Origin of the sequence: Micrococcus lylae (genome assembly GCF_900163825.1) — a bacterium.
GTDB classification, from domain to species: Bacteria; Actinomycetota; Actinomycetes; order Actinomycetales; family Micrococcaceae; genus Micrococcus; species Micrococcus lylae.
In genome coordinates, this window is record NZ_FUKP01000030.1 from 40,117 (window position 1) to 59,846 (window position 19,730).

Annotated in this window: 17 protein-coding genes and 1 tRNA gene; 10 read left to right on the forward strand and 8 right to left on the reverse strand. The window is 71.7% G+C overall.

The window, feature by feature from the left end; genetic code table 11:
- Positions 1-6: 6 nt before the first annotated feature.
- Entirely contained in the window at positions 7-1,593 is a 1,587-nt protein-coding gene (locus FM125_RS04845) for a pyridoxal-phosphate dependent enzyme (protein WP_067188526.1), read from the reverse strand.
- 48 nt (positions 1,594-1,641) lie between these two features.
- On the opposite strand from FM125_RS04845, the gene FM125_RS04850 reads away from it, so the two are divergent.
- Together FM125_RS04850 and FM125_RS04855 are read left to right on the forward strand one after the other, a co-directional pair.
- Positions 1,642-2,628 carry a DNA-3-methyladenine glycosylase family protein gene (locus FM125_RS04850; protein ID WP_067188528.1) on the forward strand — a complete coding sequence of 329 codons (987 nt, stop codon included), beginning with the start codon at positions 1,642-1,644 and terminating at the stop codon, positions 2,626-2,628.
- Positions 2,629-2,802: 174 nt separating this feature from the next.
- The gene (locus FM125_RS04855) at positions 2,803-3,282 is read left to right on the forward strand and encodes a hypothetical protein (RefSeq protein ID WP_082739496.1); all 480 of its coding nucleotides are present in this window, start codon (positions 2,803-2,805) and stop codon (positions 3,280-3,282) included.
- On the opposite strand, the gene FM125_RS04860 is transcribed toward FM125_RS04855, so the two are convergent.
- Both FM125_RS04860 and FM125_RS04865 read right to left on the reverse strand, forming a co-directional pair.
- Positions 3,270-5,015, reverse strand: a complete 1,746-nt coding sequence (locus tag FM125_RS04860; RefSeq protein WP_067188532.1) for an AMP-binding protein — start codon at positions 5,013-5,015, stop codon at positions 3,270-3,272. The two genes, FM125_RS04855 and FM125_RS04860, sit on opposite strands and share 13 nt — an antisense overlap.
- A 294-nt stretch (positions 5,016-5,309) precedes the next feature.
- Positions 5,310-5,391: transfer RNA gene (locus FM125_RS04865), tRNA-Tyr, on the reverse strand.
- A 231-nt stretch (positions 5,392-5,622) separates the two neighbouring features.
- On the opposite strand from FM125_RS04865, the gene FM125_RS04870 reads away from it, so the two are divergent.
- The 5 genes from FM125_RS04870 to FM125_RS04890 all read left to right on the forward strand — a co-directional run bounded on the left by FM125_RS04870 (position 5,623) and on the right by FM125_RS04890 (position 9,941).
- Positions 5,623-6,111: a YajQ family cyclic di-GMP-binding protein gene (locus tag FM125_RS04870; RefSeq protein WP_087133816.1), complete on the forward strand. Its 489-nt coding sequence runs from the start codon at positions 5,623-5,625 to the stop codon at positions 6,109-6,111.
- 24 nt (positions 6,112-6,135) lie between these two features.
- Positions 6,136-6,639 (forward strand): hypothetical protein, encoded by a 504-nt coding sequence (locus FM125_RS04875; protein ID WP_087133817.1) that lies wholly within the window; start codon positions 6,136-6,138, stop codon positions 6,637-6,639.
- Between the two features lie 631 nt (positions 6,640-7,270).
- Positions 7,271-8,002 carry an ABC transporter ATP-binding protein gene (locus tag FM125_RS04880; RefSeq protein WP_087133818.1) on the forward strand — a complete coding sequence of 244 codons (732 nt, stop codon included), beginning with the start codon at positions 7,271-7,273 and terminating at the stop codon, positions 8,000-8,002.
- Positions 7,999-9,315 carry a hypothetical protein gene (locus FM125_RS04885; protein WP_087133819.1) on the forward strand — a complete coding sequence of 439 codons (1,317 nt, stop codon included), beginning with the start codon at positions 7,999-8,001 and terminating at the stop codon, positions 9,313-9,315. Before FM125_RS04880 ends, FM125_RS04885 begins: the two co-directional genes overlap by 4 nt.
- Complete coding sequence (locus tag FM125_RS04890) at positions 9,312-9,941, forward strand: hypothetical protein (RefSeq protein ID WP_087133820.1); 630 nt, start codon at positions 9,312-9,314, stop codon at positions 9,939-9,941. The genes FM125_RS04885 and FM125_RS04890 overlap by 4 nt, the downstream gene beginning before the upstream one ends.
- A 27-nt stretch (positions 9,942-9,968) precedes the next feature.
- Here the strand turns inward: FM125_RS04890 and FM125_RS04895 are convergent, their stop codons facing one another.
- Positions 9,969-11,258: an MFS transporter gene (locus tag FM125_RS04895; RefSeq protein ID WP_087133821.1), complete on the reverse strand. Its 1,290-nt coding sequence runs from the start codon at positions 11,256-11,258 to the stop codon at positions 9,969-9,971.
- Positions 11,259-11,375: 117 nt separating this feature from the next.
- Positions 11,376-12,785: an FAD-dependent oxidoreductase gene (locus tag FM125_RS04900; RefSeq protein WP_245829817.1), complete on the reverse strand. Its 1,410-nt coding sequence runs from the start codon at positions 12,783-12,785 to the stop codon at positions 11,376-11,378.
- 223 nt (positions 12,786-13,008) lie between these two features.
- On the opposite strand from FM125_RS04900, the gene rarD reads away from it, so the two are divergent.
- From rarD to FM125_RS04915, 3 genes are read left to right on the forward strand one after another with little or no spacing between them, the layout of a single operon-like run.
- Positions 13,009-13,971, forward strand: a complete 963-nt coding sequence (gene rarD / locus FM125_RS04905; protein WP_245829819.1) for an EamA family transporter RarD — start codon at positions 13,009-13,011, stop codon at positions 13,969-13,971.
- A gap of 9 nt (positions 13,972-13,980) precedes the next feature.
- Complete coding sequence (locus FM125_RS04910; protein WP_070638388.1) at positions 13,981-14,460, forward strand: hypothetical protein; 480 nt, start codon at positions 13,981-13,983, stop codon at positions 14,458-14,460.
- Positions 14,460-15,026: an HIT family protein gene (locus FM125_RS04915; RefSeq protein WP_087133824.1), complete on the forward strand. Its 567-nt coding sequence runs from the start codon at positions 14,460-14,462 to the stop codon at positions 15,024-15,026. The genes FM125_RS04910 and FM125_RS04915 overlap by 1 nt, the downstream gene beginning before the upstream one ends.
- A 143-nt stretch (positions 15,027-15,169) precedes the next feature.
- On the opposite strand, the gene FM125_RS04920 is transcribed toward FM125_RS04915, so the two are convergent.
- The 3 genes from FM125_RS04920 to menD are packed head-to-tail and all read right to left on the reverse strand — an operon-like array spanning position 15,170 to position 19,622.
- Positions 15,170-16,234 carry a polyprenyl synthetase family protein gene (locus FM125_RS04920; RefSeq protein ID WP_070638391.1) on the reverse strand — a complete coding sequence of 355 codons (1,065 nt, stop codon included), beginning with the start codon at positions 16,232-16,234 and terminating at the stop codon, positions 15,170-15,172.
- Entirely contained in the window at positions 16,231-17,676 is a 1,446-nt protein-coding gene (locus FM125_RS04925) for a geranylgeranyl reductase family protein (RefSeq protein WP_087133825.1), read from the reverse strand. Before FM125_RS04925 ends, FM125_RS04920 begins: the two co-directional genes overlap by 4 nt.
- A complete protein-coding gene (gene menD / locus FM125_RS04930) occupies positions 17,673-19,622 on the reverse strand; it encodes a 2-succinyl-5-enolpyruvyl-6-hydroxy-3-cyclohexene-1-carboxylic-acid synthase (RefSeq protein ID WP_087133826.1) in 1,950 nt (649 codons plus the stop codon). The genes FM125_RS04925 and menD overlap by 4 nt, the downstream gene beginning before the upstream one ends.
- Positions 19,623-19,730 lie beyond the last annotated feature (108 nt).

Sequence of the window (19,730 nt, forward strand, 5' to 3'; positions counted from 1 at the left end):
TCGGTCTCAGGCGGTGACGTAGGCCAGCAGGTCGTGCAGCGTCACGATCCCGGCCACCACTCCCCCGCGGGTCACCAGGAGGGTGTCCTCACACTGGAGGCGCTCGGCCACCTGACGCACGGTCGCGTGCGCGCCGACGATCGGCAGCATCGGACCCATCAGCGCCTCCACGGGGTCCCCGGCGGCCATGCGGCCGGACGCGAGCGCCGCGGAGAGCGCGCTGACGGTCACGGTGCCGCGGACCTCGCCGATGCGCAGGTCGTGGCGCGGCTCGGCCACCACGGGCAGGGCGTCCACGCCGTAGCGGTTCATGGTCGCGATCGCCTCGGCCACGGTGGTGGTCGGCGCGGCGGTCACCAGGGTCGGGACGGAGCCCGGGAACAGGTCCTCCTTGTCCGCGACGACGGCCCCCACCTCGTCCTCCCAGCGCGGGTCCGCCTGGGGCCGGGTCCCGGCGCCGCCGGCGCCGAGGGCGCCCTGAGCAGCCGAGGAGGAGGCGACGGGCGCGGCGGAGGCGGCGCCGTCGTCGTCCTTCACGGCCGAGCGGGAGCGGCCCTGCGCCCACTCCGGGAGGATCGTCTCCTGGCGGGCGTAGGACAGGCCGCGCTCGTCCATCCACGGGTCGTTGAAGATCTTGCCGAGGTAGCCGCGGCCGGAGTCCGGCAGGACGATCACCATGACGTCGTCCGGGCCGAGCTCCTTCGCGGCGCGCAGGCCGGCCACCACGGCCATGCCGGAGGAGCCGCCCACGAGGAGTCCCTCCTCGGCGGCGAGGCGGCGGGTCATGGCGAAGGCGGCGTCGTCGTCCACGGCGATGACCTCGTCCGGCACGTCCTTGTCATAGTTGCCCGGCCACATGTCCTCGCCGACGCCCTCGACGAAGTAGGGGCGGCCGGTGCCGCCGGAGTACACGGAGCCTTCCGGGTCCGCGCCGATGACGCGCACGGGGCCGGACGGGCGGTCCGCGGAGACCTCCTTGAGGTACCGGCCGGTGCCGGTGATGGTGCCGCCGGTGCCGGCGCCGATGACCACGTGGGTGACCGTCCCGGCGGTGTCCTCCCAGATCTCCGGCCCGGTGGTCTCGTAGTGGGACTCCGGGGCGGCCGGGTTGAAGAACTGGTTCGGCTGGAACGCCCCCTCGATCTCCCGCTCCAGGCGGTTGGCCACGCCGTAGTAGGACTCGTCCGAGTGCGGGTCCACGGAGGTGGGGGTGACCACCAGCTCGGCGCCGTAGGCGGCGAGGACGTCGCGTTTCTCCTGGCCGACCTTGTCCGGGGTGACGAAGACGGTGCGGTAGCCCTTCTGCTGGGCCACGATCGCCAGGCCGACGCCGGTGTTGCCGGAGGTCGGCTCCACCACGGTGCCGCCCGGGCGCAGCTTCCCCTCGGCCTCGGCGGCCTCGATCATCTTCAGCGCGATGCGGTCCTTCACCGAGCCGCCCGGGTTGAGGTACTCCACCTTCACCAGGACGGTGGCCGCGATGCCCTCGGTCACGCTGTTCAGCTTCACCAGCGGGGTGCGGCCGATGAGGTCGAGGACGTTCTCGGCGTAGCGCGGGGCGGACTCGTTCTGGGGTGCTCGGTTCTCAGTCACGGCGTCCACGGTACTGGCACGCCCGGACACGACAGTACTCTCGGGGTCATGTCCGGACCCGACGCGTCACGCACGCTGCGCCCCGCCGTCCCGGTGGACGTGGCGCTGACCCTGGGCGTGCTCCAGCGCGGCCACGCGGACCCGTGCGTGCGGGCGGCCCCGGAGGGCGTGTGGCTGACCCGCCGCGTGGACGCGGACGGGGCGCCGGTGCCGGCGAGCCTGCTGGTGCGCCCGGCCGCCTCCGCGGTGCGGCCGTCCGCGATCCGCGTGGAGGCCTGGGGGCCGGGCGCGGAGGCGGCCGTGGCGGAGGCCGAGGCGCTCCTCGGGCTTCACGACGACGGCTGGGTCGCCTTCGAGGACCTCCTCGCCTCCGGTGGGCGGCGGCTCCCCCACCACGTGGCCTCCGCCCGGCGGACGCGGCCCGGCCTGCGCCTGCCGGCGCACGGCCGCCTGGCCGAGCAGCTCATCACCGTGGTGCTGGAGCAGAAGGTCACCCATGATCAGGCCCGTCACGGCTGGCGGCAGCTGGTGCGCGCGGTCTCCGAGCCGGCACCGGGGCCGGTGCCGCACGGGATGCTGCTGCCGCCGGATCCGGCCGCGGTGCTGCGGGTGCCCAGCTGGGACTGGCACCGGTTCTGGGTGCAGCCGCCGCAGTCCAAGGCCATCCTGCGGGTGGCCGAGCGGGCGGAGAGCATCGACCGGCTGAGCCGGCAGGTGCGCCCCGGGGACGCGGCGGCCACCGCGGAGCTGGCCCGGCGGCTGCAGACCCTGCCGGGGATCGGGGCGTGGACCGTGGCCGAGGCGCTGCAGCGCAGCCACGGCGCCGCGGACCTGGTGGCCGTCGGCGACTTCCACCTGGCCCACTACGTGGGGCAGGTCCTCACCGGCCGCCGCGTGGACGACGCCGGGATGCTGCGCCTCCTGGAGCCCTGGTCCGGGCACCGGCAGCGGCTGGTGCGGATGATCGGGCTCTCCGGCGAGCGCCGAGAGCGGTTCGGCCCCAAGCTGGCCCCGGAGGACCACCGCGGACGGTGAGGGGTCCTCCACAGGCGACCGGCCGACGTCGTTCTCCACAGACGCGCCGCGCCGGCAGGCGGCGCCCCCACGGCGGGAAGGCCCTCCCTGCCAGCGTGGGTGGCGGAGGCGCCGCAGGGGCACTCCCCGGGCGACCCGAGGGACGTCCCGGCAGACGCGACCGACGGAGGGGCGATGATCGAGCAGCACAGGCGGAGGAGGACGCCGGAAGAGGCGGCAGCAGCAGGTGTCCACGGCCCGGGGACGCCCGGGACGATGCGTCCGGGCAAGCGGGCGTCGGTGATGATCGTGGCGCAGTCCGCCGGCCCGGACGACGGGATCGACGAGGCGCTGGAGTGGATCGAGGCGTTCGAGCGGGACTGCGGGCTGGTGCTGGACACGGAGGCGACGTCGGCGTTCGCCGTGGCGAATGCGGACGTGCTGCAGGACGGCCTCCAGCCGCCGCGCACCGAGTCCCCGGCGGAGCTGGTGGAGTTCATCCTCTGCGGAGGCGTCTGGTACCACCGCGGCAACGTGCCGACCGCTCCCCCGGACGACAACGGGGTCTCGGCCTGGGGCTGGATGTACCACCGCGCGATCAGCGGCGCCCGCCCGGACGCGCTCTGCACCGTGTGGGACGTCTACCCGCTCCCCTGCCCCGGTCAGCCCTGCTGAGCCGCCTTCTGGGCCTCCACGAGCTTGGTGCCCTCGGCGCGGAGCTCGACCTTGCGGACCTTGCCGGAGACCGTCATGGGGAAGGCGTCCATCACCTGCACGTAGGCGGGGATCTTGTAGTGCGCGATCTTCCCGGTGGCGTACTCCTTCAGGTCCGAGGCGGTGAGCGGGGAGGAGCCCTCGCGCATGATCAGGCAGGCCATGAGCTGCTCACCGTACTTCTCGTCCGGGACGCCGACCACCTGGACGTCCTGGATGTCCGGGTGGGAGTAGAAGAACTCCTCCACCTCGCGCGGGGAGATGTTCTCGCCTCCGCGGATGATGAGGTCCTTGATGCGCCCCTCGATGCGGGCGTAGCCGTCCTCGTCCATGGAGGCGAGGTCGCCGGTGTGCATCCAGCCGTCCTCGTCCAGCACGGCGGAGGTGCGCTCGGCGTCGTCCCAATAGCCGGACATCACGGAGTAGCCGCGGGTGCAGAGCTCGCCGGTGGCGCCGCGCGGGACGACCTCACCGGAGAGCGGGTCGATGATCTTGGTTTCCACGTGCGGCATGGAGCGGCCCACGGTCTCGGTGCGGCGCGCGAGGGAGTCGTCGCGGCGGGTCATGGTGGACACCGGTGCGGTCTCGGTCATGCCGTAGCAGATGGCCACCTCGGACATGTGGAGGCGGTCGATCACGCGGCGCATGACCTCCACCGGGCAGGTGGAGCCGGCCATCACGCCGGTGCGCAGGGTGGACAGATCCAGCTGCTCGGCCTCGGGACGGGCGAGCATGGCGATGAACATGGTCGGCACGCCGTAGAGCGATGTCGCCTTCGTGTCCGCGGCGGCCTGCAGGGCGGCCACCGGCTCGAAGCCGCGGGACGGGATCACGGACAGGGTGCCGTGGGAGACGGCGGCGATGGTGCCGATGACCATGCCGAAGCAGTGGAAGAACGGCACCGGGATCACCAGTACGTCCTGCTCGGTGTAGCCCAGCAGCTCGCCGATGTGGAAGCCGTTGTTCAGGATGTTCAGGTGGGACAGGGTGACGCCCTTGGGGAATCCGGTGGTGCCCGAGGTGTACTGCAGGTTCACCGGGTCTCCGGCGCCCACCTCGGCCTCGCGGGCGGCCAGCTGCTCGTCCGAGACCCGCTCGGCACCGGCCAGGAAGGCTGTCCAGGTGCTCTCCTCCACCGGGGTCTCGGCCACGCGCCTCGGGACCTCACCGGGGCGGGCGTGCGGGTAGGAGTCCTCGGTCGGCTCGCCCGGGGTGGGGAGCATGATGAGCTGGCGAAGCTCCGGGGCGGAGCCGGCGGCCACCTCACGGGCGGTGCGCGGCGGGTTCATACGGTCGTCCGGGCAGGCGACCACGAGGCCGCGCATGGTGCACTGCTCCACCACATAGGTCAGCTCGTGGGTCCGGTAGGCCGGGTTGAGGTTCACCAGGATGACGCCGGCCCGGGCGGCGCCGTAGAGCAGCGTGGTCCACTCGGCCACGTTGGGGCTCCACATGCCGATGCGGTCGCCCTTCTCGTAGCCGGCCGCGATGAGGGCCTTGGCCACGGTGCGGGAGTCCTCCTGCAGCTGCGCGAAGGTCCAGGAGCGGCCGGTGGAGGACTCGAGCAGGGCCGGGCGGTCCGGGTGGGCCGCGGCGGTCGCATCCAGGTTCTGCGCGAGCGTCTGCTCCAGCAGCTCCACATCGGTGGGGCCGGACGTGTAGGACATCTCGGCGTTGGACTGCTGCTCGGTCATCGGTGCCCTCCTGGCGGCGTCGTCGGCTGGGTCGACGGGCACGGCTACGCCGCAGCAGAGCGGTGACGTGGGCGTCAGACACCCCCGCCCGCTGTGATGCAGAGCACAATCGTGCCGTCGCCGTGGAGCGTACCCCCGATCACCGGAGAAATGCGAGGACGTCCGAACGATCGCTCCGAAGCATGGCGGTCGGGCGACGCGGGCCCGGGCATGACGGTGGGCCCGAGCGCGACCACGGCCGCACATGACGAAGGGCCCGGAACCGTGAACCGGTTCCGGGCCCTTCCAGCACGGTGGCAGATGAGGGATTCGAACCCCCGTAGGCAGTGCCAGCTGATTTACAGTCAGCCCCCTTTGGCCGCTCGGGTAATCTGCCGTGCGACCCGCGGTCGGCGCCGATCGACGCTTCCCAACAGGCGAGAGAAGACTCTACAGCAAAGTGCCGGACGCGGCCAACCGGGAGGGGCCAGGACCGCCCTTGCCCCGGTAGGCTGGGCGCAGATGCGGCCGTGCGCCGCCGTGCCGGACGCCGCGGGAACCCCGCCTGCCGCCGTTCGGACGGCTCAGCACGGCCTGCCCCAGACATCACCGAGAGAAGGAGCACTCCGTGGCCAGCGATTCCACGTTCGACGTCGTCAGCAAGGTGGACAAGCAGGAGGTGTCCAACGCCCTGAACCAGGCGCAGAAGGAGATTGCCCAGCGCTACGACTTCAAGGGCGTCGGCGCCGAGATCGACTTCTCCGGAGAGAAGATCCTCATGAAGGCGAACTCCGAGGAGCGCGTGAAGGCGGTCAAGGACGTCTTCGAGTCCAAGCTGGTCAAGCGCGGCATCTCCCTGAAGTCCTTGGACGCCGGCGAGCCGTTCGCCTCCGGCAAGGAGACCCGCATCGAGGCCGCCATCAAGGAGGGCATCGACCCGCCCACCGCGAAGAAGATCACCAAGCTGATCCGCGACGAAGGCCCGAAGTCGGTGAAGGCCACCATCCAGGGCGACGAGCTGCGCGTCTCCTCCAAGTCCCGCGACGACCTGCAGGCGACCATCGCCCTGCTCAAGGGCTTCGAGGACGCGGACCTGCAGTTCATCAACTTCCGCTGACGCGCCCACCCCGCAAGGAGAGACATGCTCTACCTGATCGACCCGCGCGGCCACGTGCACCAGGCCGAGACCACCGTCGGCGCCGCCCGTGCCCGCGAGCGCGTGGACGGCCGCCGCATCGACGACCAGGGCTGGCACCGGGCCGCCATGGTCCTGGACTACGACGACTACCTGGACATCGCCCTGCGCCACGGCGTGAAGTGCTCCAAGGGCCTGATGCTGGACGCCGGCTTCGTGCAGCACGCCCTGGCCCCGTCCAAGCTCAAGGCCTCCGGCCGCAACCAGGAGGCCGTGGCCGTCCAGGTGCAGGCCGTCGGCCGGGACACCGAGGACCGCCCCACCCGCCTGCACCAGCGCGCCATGACGCTGAAGAACGCGCTGTCCGGCCACAAGTCCCGGCTGGAGAAGGCCGAGGACAAGGCCCGCGAGATCCTCCAGGCGGACGTGAGGCAGGACCTGGTGCGCCACTGGCAGTCCCTCGGCGGCATCCTCCCGGAGTCCACCTCCGCCGAGCTGCACCACTCCTGATCCCCGCCCCGGATCCCCCGGCTCCTCCTGGGGCTTCACGACGTCGGCCGGTGACCTTCCGCATGGAAGGTCACCGGCCAACGTCGTTGGCAGAACGAAGACTTGCCCCTCCCTGTGATGACCATTAATGTCACCGATACGATCACTGGAAACCTCTGAGTAGCTGTCGCCCCCTAGTTCGTCGAGCAAGGAACACCCATGAACATCAAACGCAAGGTTGCCTCTATCGCTGCGTGCTGTGCCCTAGCCCTCACACTGCCGGGAGTTTCGTCTGCCGCCTCCGTTATTTTCGACGATTCAATCGGCGGCGGCTACCAGTATCGTGTTACCACCTACAACAATGGCGCGAAGGTCAACGGGGCACTTCGTTCTAAGGGTGGAAACGTTTACTATCAGGGCCGCGTGCAGAGCTTCAGCACTCCCTGGTGTAGCGGCACCAACTGGTCGCGATACACCTCAAGTACATCGTCCACTACTAACGTCGCACGTGGCGGAACCATCACAGCACTGGCTTGGACCTGCAGTGGTCCCAGGATTCAGAGCCGGACAGCTCGTGACTTGCGACTGCGCCCGGATCCGGTCGGCCCTTCCAGGATATACTGACTAGGACGTCAACGCCTCACGAGCCACAATGACTATTCAAGTCATCGCGGAAGGCCTGACCGTGGCCCGCGGACGGCGCACGATCCTGCGGGACGTCTCCTTCTCCCTGTCCCCCGGGGTCACCGCCTTGGTCGGCCGGAACGGTGCCGGGAAATCTACCCTCATGCTGACCCTCGTGGGGTTGCTCACCCCAGCTGCAGGGTCGGTGCGCATGGTCTCGGGCCCGGAAGCGGGCACCCGCGAGTTCAACCGCCACCTCGGGTGGATGCCGCAGCATCTGAGCTTCCCCCGGTTCGCCAAGGTCGCCGACACCATTGACTACGCCGCCTGGCTGCGCGGGATCGACACCGGTCGTCCCGGAGCAGTTGACGACGCATTGGGCGCTGCAGACCTCGGGTCCCTTCGCGACCGGCGGACCACGACGCTCTCCGGTGGAGAGCTCCGGCGGCTCGGTCTCGCCTGCGCGATCGTCGGGTCACCCGGATTCATCGTCCTCGATGAGCCAACCGTCGGGCTGGACCCGGTGCAGCGAGAGGACATCCTGGCCCGCGTACGCAGCCTCGCGGAGCAGCACACTGTCCTGATGTCCACGCACATCGTCGAGGACATCACCGAATCCGCCCAGCAACTCCTCGCCCTCAACGAGGGGAGGGTCGTCTACGACGGGTGTGTCCACGATCTTGCCGGTCCACACAAAGCGAGCGCCGATGTGCACCGCACGATCAAGGACCTCATCTCGGCCCAGGACCGGATCCGATGAACACCACCCCGCACGGACACCTCGGACGCGTCCTGGGCGCGGCTGTCACCATCACTTCGCTCGTGCTCCTGGCGGTTCTCTGGAGCGACCGCCACTCCTGGGTCGGCTGGCTTCCGGCACTGAGCGTGGCCTTCTCCGACTACTTCGCAGTGCTCGGTGGGGTGGTGGCTGCCGCCACCGGCGCTTGGCTTGCGATGCCGTTGACCGAGGACCAGCAAGAACACCGGCGGCTGCTCAGCGTCCGCCCTCGTCATGAGATCACCCGGTACCTGCTGCGGTGGCATCTGGCCTATGCCTTCGGCACGACGGCCATGGTGCTGCCCACGGCACTGCTGGTGAGCACAGTGCTCACGGGCCCCGTTCCGGCGCCGTTGCCCTGGTGGCAGTCTTTGGTGTGGGCACTGAGCTCTGCGACGTGGGTCTGCACCCTGGGCCTCGCCGGCTCACTCATCGGATGGAGGTATCCGCGCGTCTGGGCACCCCTCGCGGCCGCCGCCCTCGGCTACCTCGCACACCTGGCCTACAGCAGCTACGTCGATGCTCCCGAGGTCACCTATCTCTTCCCCCTGACCGGCCTGGCGTGGGCAGAGAACGGACCGACGCCAGCACTGCTGCTGATGCGTTGCCTCGTGGCAGGAGCAGTCCTCGCTCTGTGCTGGTTCCTGGTCTCGGGCCGCCGAAGATTCCTGGCGCCGGCTGCAGGAACGGCGGCGTTGGGTGCCACACTGCTCTCCGCAGCCCCGTTCATGCCTCCCCTGATCGCCGACCGCCCCACCATCGTCGTGTGCACCGAGACCTCCATCCCTGCATGCGCACCTGACTGGGCGTCGGCTGGCCTTCCCCGATATGCCGCGCTGGTCCACGAGGGGCTGGCTGGGCTACCCGATGCACTGCAGCCAGAGGCAATCGCCATGACGCCTGCCGTCGCCTGGAGCATCCGCTCCGAGGACGTCATGGTGGTGTCCTCCCCCGGAGGACGCGGCGATGCCACGGCACTGCCGGAGGTCGGGCCGACCATCGCCGGTCTCGGAGAGGCAGTGTTTCTTCAGGGTTGCGGGCAGGGTGAAGTGCCCGAACAGGTGGAGGCGATGCAGCTGTGGCTCACTGGAATGGGCTACTCCGGAGACGACCTGCTCGTCTCGGGCCTGCAGGGGGCTCCGGAACCGGTCCTCGCATTGTCGGGGAACCAGGAGCGCAGTCACGTGTACACCTCATGGGACGACGAGCAGCGTCAGGCCTACTGGGCCAGACATGCGGAGAGTGTCCGCACCTGCACGGTGACGGCGGACATGCTGGAGGAGATCACCTCATGACCGTCCGCCCATGGCGGCGGGTCTGGCTGCATGCTCGCGGCGTCTCTGCTGCCGGCCTCGGAGTCCTGGCGCTCGGCCCCTTTGCCTGTGCCCTCACCACGGCTGTGGCGCTGCCGGCAGACGTCGGCGCACCTGCAGACCAGGCATCCATCGCCGGCCATGCCGACACGGTGGTGGTCAGCGTCGCCCTGGCCTCCGTGTTCGCCGGACTGCTCATGCTGATCCTGGTGGATCGAACGGCGTGGATGACCCGGACCGGGGCACGCGTCGCGTGGCTCGATCGCGCCGTGTGGCTGGGGGCCGTGTGTGGGGTCTGGTTCGCACTGCACCTGGCCGCGTCCCTGCTGCTGCCCCCGCAACCGGGACAGTTCACGCTCTTCCTCACCTACCCGGCGCTCTGGCTGGGCATCGGCCTCTGTGCTGTGACCTGGGGCGGGCCGATCGCAGGCAGTCTGGCACCTGTGCTGGTGTGCATGGTGATGAGCCTGAACGCTGTTCCGTGGCCGTACAACGTGGTCTTCAATCCGCACGTGGCGGATGTCCGCATGGCCATCACGGTCGTGTTGCTCATCCTGGGTGCCTGCGTCTACTGCCGCTCCGGTCATCGGGAGCCGGTGACGTCCTGACCACTGGGCGTCGCGGGCGTGTCGCGGTCAGGGCGTGGGAGCGCGGCCGTCGTAGCGGAGGAAGCCGGGCTGGGCACGCATCAGCAGGCTGACCCCGATGATGCACAGCACGCCGCCGACGATGAGGGTGAGCCCCTCCCCCAGCGCCGTGGAGGCGCCGCCCTGGATCATCTCGCCCAGGCGCGGGCCGCCGGCCACGACCACCACGAACACGCCCTGCAGGCGGCCGCGGAGCCGGTCTGGGGTGGCGGACTGCAGGATGGTGGTGCGGAAGACGGCGGAGACGGAGTCGGTGGCGCCGGCGACGGCCATGCAGAACGCCGAACCGGCCAGCGCCCAGGCGAGGCGGCCGTCGTCGGGGTCCAGGGAGGAGCCCCACCAGACGACCACGCCGAAGACGGCCACGGCGGCGCCCCAGACGAGGATGCAGACGTAGGTGCCCAGGCCGTGGCGGTGCAGGCGGGTGAAGGTGCCGGAGAACAGGCCGGCCAGGAACGATCCGGCGGCCATCGCCGCCAGCAGCAGGCCCACGGCGGACTCGCCGCCGCCGAGGATGACCCCGCCGATCGCCGGCAGCAGCGCGCGCGGGAAGGCCGTGGCCATGGCCACGATGTCCGCGAGGAACGTCATGCGCACGTTCGGGCGGGTGCCCAGGAACCGGAACCCTTCCACCACGGAGGACAGGCCGAGACGCTGCTGCGGCTCCCCCTCCTCGCGCTGCGGGGGCAGGGACGGTAGCCGCCAGACCGCGTACAGCGCCGCCAGGAAGGTGACCACGTCCACCGTGTACGTCCACGCGTAGCCGATGGAGGCCACGAGCACGCCGCCGAGCAGCGGGCCCACCATCATGGCGATGGAGAACGTCATCATGTTCAGCGCGTTGGCCGCCGGGAGCAGCTTCACCCCCACCAGGGCGGGGATGATCGCGCCGCGGGTGGGCTGGTTGATGCCGGAGGCCGCCGAGTGCAGGGCGGTGAGCCCGTAGAGCAGCGCCACGGACTCGATGCCGAGCCAGGCGTGCGCGGCGATGCCCACGATGGTCAGCCACATCACCAGCGCGGACCACAGCGCCACGGTGCGGCGGTCGTACCGGTCCGCCACCGCGCCCCCGTAGAGCCCGGCCACCACCAGCGGGACGAGCGCGGCCAGGCCGAGCAGACCGACCGCGAAGGACGAGCCGGTGAGCGCGAAGACCTCCAGGGAGACCGCCACCAGCGTCAGCTGCGTGCCGACGAAGGACAGCGTGTTGCCCAGCCAGAGCCGGCGGTAGGCGGCGGAGACCCGCAGCGGAGTGAGGTCGGCGAACAGGCGGGGCATGCCGGTCAGCCTAAGCGATGAGGAAATGACCCCAAGAACAGACGAGGGTGCAGTTGTTGTCTCCTCAGGGACACTGCAGGGACAACAACTACACCCTCGTCGCGGGGATGAGGCGCGTCAGCCCTGGACGGCCTCGCGCATGATGCGGATCTGCTCGGCGCGGTCCACGACCTTCACGCGCTCGCGTTCGACCGGGCCGGACTCGGTGGCTTCGCGCCCCAGCGCCTTCTCGTGCTCGTCGAGGGCGTGCCAGCCGGCCCACGTGGTGTACGCCACGCCGCGCTCCTCCAGTAGGGACACGACGGCGTCCTCGGACGGCTCCTGCGCGGTCCAGAGGGTGTCCACGTCCTCGATGAGGTGGGTGATGGTCTCCAGGGCACAGCCCTTGGTGTGTCCGATCAGGCCGACCGGGCCGCGCTTGATCCAGCCGGAGGCATACAGGCCCGGAACCGGAGCGCCGTCGGCGCCGAGCACGCGGCCCTCGGCGTTCGGGATGACGCCGCGGACGTCGTCGAACTCCACGCCGTCCAGCGGGGAGCCGAAGTAGCCCACCGCGCGGTACACGGCCTGCACCGGGTAGTCCACCGTCTCCTGCGTGGGGCGGATGCCTCCCTCACCGTCCAGCTCCATGCGGCGCATGCGCAGCCCGTCCACGCGACCGTCACCGTCGGCGTCCAGGAACTCCTCCGGGGCCTGCAGGAAGTGCAGGTGCAGGCGGCGCGAGGCGGAGGAGGTGCGGTCCTCCTGCTCCATCAGCCAGTTCGTCAGGGTGCCGACCATGGTGCGGGTCTGGTTGTTGGACTCGATGGCCTGCTCCGAGCCGGCGTCGAAGTCGAAGTCGTCCTCGTAGAGCACGATGTCCACGTCACGGGAGTGCGCGAGCTCACGCAGCTCCAGCGGGGTGAACTTCACCTGGGCGGGACCGCGGCGGCCGAACACGTGCACATCGGTCACCGGGGAGGCTTTGAGCGCCTGGTACACGTTGTCCGGGATCTCGGTGGTGAGCAGGTCGTCCGCGTGCTTGGAGAGGATGCGGGCCACGTCCAGGGCGACGTTGCCGTTGCCGATCACCGCGATCTCCTTGGCGTCCAGGGTCCACTCGCGCGGCACGTCCGGGTGGCCGTCGTACCAGGAGGCGAAGTCCGCGCCGCCGAAGGAGCCCTCGAGCTCCACGCCCGGCACGTCCAGCGCGGCGTCCTTCACGGCACCGGTGGCGAACACGATCGCGTCGTAGTGGCGGCGCAGGTCCTCCAGGGTCAGGTCCGTGCCGTAGTCCACGTTGCCGAGGTAGCGGATGTCACCGCGGTCCATCACCTTGTGCAGGGCGTTGACGATGCCCTTGATGCGCGGGTGGTCCGGGGCCACGCCGTAGCGGATCAGGCCGAACGGGGCCGGGTAGCGGTCGAACAGGTCGATGGAGACCTGGAAGTCACGCTCCTCCTTGGTGAGGATGTCGGCCGTGTAGACGCCGGCGGGGCCTGCTCCGACGATGGCGATGCGCAGCGGGCGGTTCGGACGCGTGGTCACGGCGTGGGTGTCCTTCCGGTGGAGGTGTTCGGCGGCGGTCCGCGGGAGCCGGGCGGAGCTCTGCGCCCAGGGCGGACCGACCGTCCATCCTACCGGCGCACCGCCGCTTTCCGCGGTGAGGCCGGTCACCATCCGCGCCGCCCCGGGGCACCACGACGACGGCCGCTCCCCGACGTGACGCGCCCACCGGCGGCCCGTGGCCGGGCGGGTCTACAGTGGCCCGGTGACCACCCGATCCTCGTCCTCAGCACCGTCCCCCGGCACCGCGGGCGGCACCGCGTCCTCGGCCGAGGCCTCCGGTCTGGCCGTCGGCGCCGGCGCCTATGCGATCTGGGGCGTGCTGCCGCTGTACATGGCGGCCACGGCGCCGGCCTCCGCCATGGAGATCGTCATCATGCGGATCGGCTTCTCCCTGCTGTTCTGCCTGCTCCTGCTGGCCGTGCTGCGGCGCTTCAGGGACCTGCGGGCCGCCCTGGGGACGCGCCGCCGGGTCGTCGGTGTGGTGTTGGCTGCGGTGGCCGTGGCGGTGAACTGGCTGCTGTACGCCGGATCGGTGACCTCCGGGCATGTGCTGCAGGCCTCCCTGGGGTACTTCATCAACCCGCTGGTCAACGTGGCCCTGGGCGTGCTGCTGCTGGGCGAGCGCATGCGCCGCGCCCAGTGGGCGGCGGTGGCGATCGCCGCGGTGGCGGTGCTGGTCATCACCGTGGACGCCGGGCAGGTGCCCTGGATCGGGCTGGGCCTGGCGTTCTCCTTCGGCCTCTACGGGCTGGCCAAGAAGCGCGCGGGCGCCCCCGTGCACCCGGTGGCGTCCATGACGGCCGAGACCGTCGTGCTGCTGCCGGTGTTCGTGGGCGGCACGATCTGGCTGGCCGCGACGGGCACGCTGACCACCGGCCTGCACGGGGCGGTGCACTTCTGGATCATGGCGGCCTCCGGCGTGGTCACCGCGGTGCCGCTGATCATGTTCGCCACCGCGGCCCGGACCGTGCCGCTGTCCGTGCTGGGCATCCTGCAGTACATCGCGCCGATCGGACAGTTCCTCCTCGCGGTCACGGTGTTCGGAGAGCACATGCCCGCCGGCCGCTGGATCGGATTCGGCCTGATCTGGCTGGCGCTGATCGTGTTCACGTCGGACCATCTGGCCGCCGCCCAGGCACAGCGGCGGCTGATGCGCCGGGCCTAGACTGGCCGCATGCCTCCCAAGCCTCCCGCACCCGTGTACCTGCCCGGCTTCCAGAAGCTCGTCCCGGCCCTGCTCGGCGAGGACTGGGCGCACGACGACGGCCTGACCGGCGCCGAGGTCGACCGCCGCCTGGACGAGTCCCCGGCCGCCGAGCAGCTCGGCGAGGACCTGGTCCTGCCGGCCGCCCTGCGCGAGTTCTACCTCGCCCTCGGCAACTGCGGCGACCTGCTGGAGACCGCGCACTTCTTCTGGGACCCGGACGACCTCGAGGTCCGCGACGGCTTCCTGATGTTCCTCGAGGACGCCGAGGAGACCGTCGTCTGGGGCCTGCCCGTGGACAACCTGCCGCTGCCGGACCCGATCGTCTGGCGCCGCTCCTCCGGCGCCGATGACGAGGACGGCGAGTGGACCGACGAGGGCGGGACGTTCTCCGAGTTCGTCACCGACCTGCTCGCCTGGACCTTCGAGGACGAGGAGGAGGACCGCTGATGCCCTCCCAGACCCCGGGCTCCGCCGCCGGCTCCGATCCGGAGGCCGACCCCGCCCGCTCCCCCGAGGCGCCGCGCGGCTCCGGCATCCCCTCTCAGGCCCCGGAGGGCTACGTCTGCCCGTTCTGCGGCCTGGTGGCCGGCGACTGCTCGGACCCGGGCAACCGCTGCGAGCTCGAGGACGTCGTCTACCAGGACGAGGACCTCGTGGTGCTCATCGCCTGCGACGGCTTCGGCGACCACGAGGGTCACGCCATGATCATCCCGGCCCAGCACTATGAGAACCTCTACGAGATGCCGGACCGAGTGCTGCAGCGTACCGCGCTGATGGCCCGTCAGGTCGCCCTGGCGATCAAGCGGGCGTGGAACTCGGAGGGCACCTCCACCCGCCAGCACAACGAGAAGGCCGGCAACCAGCACGTCTGGCACTACCACCTGCACGTGTTCCCCCGGTACTCCGGGGACATGCTCTACCGCCAGCTGCGGCACGCCGTGGATCCGGCCGTCCGCGCCGTGAAGGCGAAGGAGCTGGCCGCCGCCCTGGACGTGGGGCCGACCCGGCTCTGAGGCGGCCGTCCCGCTTCGAGCGCGAGCCCGCAACAACTGGTGAGGACACACCGTCAAAGTCGTCCAGAAGCGTGCCCTTGAGGGTGTGTCTTCACCAGTAGGCGACGCCGGTGGGCCCGGCTGGATCCACGCGGAGAACCGCCTCAGGAGGAGCGGTCGACCACGTAGTCGGCGAAGCCTGCGAGGGCGTCCTTCACCGCGGAGTCCGGCAGCGGCGCCAGGATCTGCTTGGCCCTCGCGGCGTGCGCGCGGGTCATCTCCCAGGCACGCTCCATCACCGGGTGGGCGGTCACGGCGGCGACAGCGGCGGCGAGCTGCTCATCCGTGTCCAGCGGGCCGTCCACGAGCTCGAGGGCCTCCCGGGCGGACTGCGCCTCGGCGCCGGCGCCCACGGCCGCGCCGCGCAGCAGGATGGTGGTCAGGGTCGGCACGCCCTCGCGCAGGTCGGTGCCGGGCGCTTTGCCGAGCTGCTCCTCGGTGGAGGTCAGGTCGATCAGGTCGTCGGCCAGCTGGAACGCCAGGCCGACCTCCTCGCCGTAGGCGGCCAGGATCTGCACGGTCTCCTCGTCCGCTCCGCCGAGCAGCGCGCCGAGCATGCCGGAGGCGGCGATCAGCGAGCCGGTCTTGCCGCCGATGACCTGGAGGTAGTGCTCGAGGTGGTCCTCGCCGTCCTGCACGCCGCGGGTCTCCCACAGCTGGCCCATGACGAGCCGCTCGAAGGTGTCGGACTGCACACGGACGGCACGTGGACCGAGCTCGGACATCAGCTGGGAGGCGCGGGCGAACACGAGGTCGCCGGCCAGGATCGCGGCGGAGTTGCCCCACAGGCGGTGGGCGGTCTCCACGCCGCGGCGCACGGGGGCCTCGTCCATGACGTCGTCGTGGTACAGGGTGGCCAGGTGGGTCAGCTCCATCACCACGGCGGCCTGACGGACCGCGGGGTTGACCGGGGCGACTTCCCCGGAGCCGAGCTCCGGGTCCGCGATGAGCGAGGCCATCACGGTGAGCACGGGGCGGATGCGCTTGCCGCCGGCGGTGAGCAGGTGGCGGGAGGAGGTCTCCGCGAAGACGTCGTCGCTCGTCAGGGCCTCGTGCAGCTGCGTCTCCACCGCGTCGAGGGCGTCGGTGACGGTGTCGAGCACGCGACCATGCCCGGCCAGCGATTCGAAGCCGGCGGGCAGGGTGAAGCCGTCAGTGGAGGTGGTCACCGTGCAAGCCTACCCAACCCGGCGGCCCGGTCCCCCACCGGCAGCGCGTCGGCCGTGGTCAGCGCGGGCGTGGCGGACTCGAGCAGCCGCACCAGGCGGTCCACGGCGTCCCCGCCGCGTGGGTCCACGAGGTTGCCCATCATGCGCACGACGATGCGGAACAGCGGCGGCGTGGACATGCCCAGGGCCAGGCCGGCGCGCATCACGGCAGGGTTGCCGATGAGCTGCGCGAACTGGCGGCCGAGCTGGAAGTGGCGGCCCCAGAGGTGCTGGGTGAGCACCGGGTAGCGCTGCAGCACGGCGTCCGCGCCGCGCGCGGTGCCGGCGGCCAGGGCCTGCACGGCCAGGTCCGCGGCGTGGCGGGCGGCCTCCATGGCGAAGCCGATGCCCTCGCCGTTGAACGGGGAGACCATGCCTGCGGCGTCGCCCACCAGGAGCATGCCGGGCACGTGCTGCGGGGTGCGGTTGAACGCCATGGGCAGGGCGGCGCCGAGGATCCGGGACTGCCGGGTGTCCTCGCCGATGCCCCAGTCGGCCTCGAGGGCCCCGGTCCAGTCCTTCAGCAGCTGCCGGTAGTCCAGCTTCCCGAACTGCGGGGAGGTGTCCAGGATGCCGAGTCCGACGTTCACGGTGCCGTCGGCCAGGGGGAACAGCCAGCCGTAGCCCGGCAGCGGGTTGCCGTCCGCGTCCGGCAGGCGCAGCCAGGACTCCATCCACTCGGCGCGGTCGCCGGCCAGGACCGGAACGGCGCCGTCCGGTCCGGGGGCACCGGCGGTGTAGTAGGCGCGCACGGCCACACCCATGGGGCGGTCCTCACGGCGGTGGATGCCGGCGGACACGGCGGCGCGGGTGGAGTTGCCGTCGCAGGCGAGGGTGATCGGGGCCTGCACGTGCACGCGGCGGCCGGTCCTGCGGCCGCGCTCGTCCAGCTGCTCGGCGGCCAGCCCGACCACACGCCCCGCCTCGTCCCGCAGCACCGAGCGCACGGCGTGGCGCTCACGCACCTCGGCCCCGGCGGTGCGGGCGTGCTCCACGAGCAGGCGGTCGAAGTCCTGGCGGGTGCGGGTCAGCGCGTAGTCCGGCCAGCTCTCGGTGGTCGGCCACGGCACATCCACGCCCCTGTCCCCGGCGCGCAGGCGCAGGCCGCGGATGCGCTGCCAGCCGCCGTCGTCCCCGGCCTCGCCGCAGTGGGGCACGCCCAGCAGCTGCAGCTCCTTCACGGCCTGCGGGGTGAGGCCGTCTCCGCACACCTTCTCCCGTGGGTGCGCGGTCTTCTCCAGCACCACCACGTGCACGCCCGCCCGCGCCAGGTGCCAGGCGGCGGTGGCGCCGGCGGGCCCGCCTCCGGCGATCACGACGTCGGCACGCACCGCCTCGGGCACCTCGCCGGGCTCGGTGGACGGGTCGGGCACGGTGTGCCCGTCATGGGGCCGGGGGTTCATGCGGTGACCTCCGTGGCGGTGGTGCGGGCGCCGTCGTCGGCGAAGGTGGCGCGGACGGCCTCGGCGAGCGCGGCGGCCACGCCGGGGCGGTCGGCGCGGTCGCAGCGGACCTCGATCAGGCGGCGTCCGCCGGTGTGGTCGGACAGGGCGTGGACGAGCTCGGCGGTGGTGGCGACGGGCACGTGCTGCACGCCGTAGGCGGCGGCGAGGGCGGCGAAGTCCACGGAGTGCGGGGTGCCGAACAGGCGCTCGACGATCCCGCCCATGCCGGGGACCTGGGCGACCTGGCCGTGCTCGAGGCCGGCGAAGATCGCTCCGCCGGCGTCGTTGACCACCACGAGGTCCAGGTCGGGCTCGTCCTCGTCGGTGCCGGCGAGCAGGCCGCCGGCGTCGTGCAGGGCGGTGAGGTCGCCGAGCAGGGCCACGGTGCGGCGCTGGCTGGCCAGAGCGACGCCCGCGGCGGTGGAGACGGTGCCGTCGATGCCGGCCAGGCCGCGGTTGGCGTAGACCTCGTTGTACGGGGTGGCCGGCGGGCGCCACGTGAGGTCCACGTCCCGGATCACGGACGAGGATCCGAGCACGAGCGGACCGTGCACCACGGAGGCACAGGTCTGGGCGGTCTGCTGCGGGGACATCCCGAAGCGGGGCTGCACGCCGAGCAGCACGTCTTCCACGGCGGACTGTGCGCGCATGGAGGCGGCCTGCCAGGCGTGGAGCCAGCCGGCCTCGCCCTGGCCGGCGAAGTCCGCCAGATCCTCCAGACAGGAGAAGAGCTCCTCCCGGCGGCGACCGGCCTCGAACCACGGGGCCGGTTCCGGGACGTAGAGGGCGGTGTCCACGTCCGCGCGGCGCAGCAGGGCTGCCACGGGACGGGTGAGGGTGGGGCGGCCGAAGAGGACCACCCGGTCGATGCGCTCGGCCAGCGGGTGCCCGGCAGGGCCGTCGGCGGCGCCCGCTCCCGCGGCAGGGCCGAGCAGCAGCGGGTAGGCCGCGATCGCGTTCACGCTGAAGCGGGCGTTGGAGCTGGGCTCGGCCAGCAGCGGCAGGCCGAGGGCCATGGCGAAGGCGGCGGCCACGGGGCCGGCGTCGTGCCCGGCGAGCACCACGGTCCGGCGCTCGGCGCGCCCGGCGACCTGCAGCTCCGGGAAGCCGGACAGGTCCGTGCCGGCGGGACGCCACACCTGCACGGGCGCGGCCTTCTGCGCGGCGGCCAGGCAGCCGGAGAGGTCCGGCAGCGTGCCGGTCGACGGGTGCGCGTCCAGCACCTCGCCGCGGCCGGTCTCCGGCAGGACGTGCTCGGCGCCTGGCGGGGTGAGGGCCCCGATGCGGGCGGCCTCCGCGTCGTCCGGGACCAGCGGCTCGGCGAAGTGCAGGTTCAGGTGCACCGGCCCGGCCGGGGCGTCCTGGACGGTCACGGAGCCGCCGTCCTCCGAGGCGAGGAAGCCGTCGGCGGCCAGGAGGGCCGAACGCACGGTGGAGGCGACGCGTAACAGGTGCGCGCCGCCGTCGTGCCCGTCCTCCGGCGAGGAGTGCAGGGACGCAGCGAAGCGGACGTGGTGCGGGAAGACCCCCGGCTGCTCGGTGGTCTGATTGGCGCCGGTGCCGACCATCTCGGCGGGACGGTCCGCCGTCAGCGCGACCACGCGCGTGCCGGCGTGGAAGGACTCCATCAGGGCCGGCAGCAGGTTGCCGACGGCCGAGCCGGACGTGGTCACCACGCCGACCGGGCGGCCTGAGCCCAGGGACAGGCCGTGGGCGAGGAAGCCGGCGGAGCGCTCGTCGACGCGCACGTGCAGGCGGACCTCGCCCGCGCGCTCGCAGGCGGCCAGCGCGTACACGAGCGGGGCCGAGCGGGAACCGGGGCAGATCACGACCTCCCGCATGCCGCCGTCGATCAGGGAGTGGACCACCGTGCGCGCCACGGCCAGGGAGTCGGCTGAAGTCATGGTGCCCACCAGTCTAGGTGTAGGAGGGCATGACGTTGTTGACTCGGGTCGGTGCCAGTGAGGCCGGAGGAGCGTCTCCGCAGGAGGTATGAGGCCGATGATAGTTGT

Bases quoted from the DNA above. Each gene is read 5' to 3' on its own strand.
- FM125_RS04890 (WP_087133820.1), top strand. From the start codon at position 9,312: ATGACCGTCCGCCCATGGCGGCGGGTCTGGCTGCATGCTCGCGGCGTC.
- FM125_RS04850 (WP_067188528.1), top strand. From the start codon at position 1,642: ATGTCCGGACCCGACGCGTCACGCACGCTGCGCCCCGCCGTCCCGGTG.
- menD (WP_087133826.1), bottom strand. From the start codon at position 19,622: ATGACTTCAGCCGACTCCCTGGCCGTGGCGCGCACGGTGGTCCACTCC.
- FM125_RS04880 (WP_087133818.1), top strand. From the start codon at position 7,271: ATGACTATTCAAGTCATCGCGGAAGGCCTGACCGTGGCCCGCGGACGG.
- FM125_RS04915 (WP_087133824.1), top strand. From the start codon at position 14,460: ATGCCCTCCCAGACCCCGGGCTCCGCCGCCGGCTCCGATCCGGAGGCC.
- FM125_RS04885 (WP_087133819.1), top strand. From the start codon at position 7,999: ATGAACACCACCCCGCACGGACACCTCGGACGCGTCCTGGGCGCGGCT.
- FM125_RS04855 (WP_082739496.1), top strand. From the start codon at position 2,803: ATGATCGAGCAGCACAGGCGGAGGAGGACGCCGGAAGAGGCGGCAGCA.
- FM125_RS04860 (WP_067188532.1), bottom strand. From the start codon at position 5,015: ATGACCGAGCAGCAGTCCAACGCCGAGATGTCCTACACGTCCGGCCCC.
- FM125_RS04895 (WP_087133821.1), bottom strand. From the start codon at position 11,258: ATGCCCCGCCTGTTCGCCGACCTCACTCCGCTGCGGGTCTCCGCCGCC.
- FM125_RS04875 (WP_087133817.1), top strand. From the start codon at position 6,136: ATGCTCTACCTGATCGACCCGCGCGGCCACGTGCACCAGGCCGAGACC.
- FM125_RS04925 (WP_087133825.1), bottom strand. From the start codon at position 17,676: ATGAACCCCCGGCCCCATGACGGGCACACCGTGCCCGACCCGTCCACC.
- FM125_RS04910 (WP_070638388.1), top strand. From the start codon at position 13,981: ATGCCTCCCAAGCCTCCCGCACCCGTGTACCTGCCCGGCTTCCAGAAG.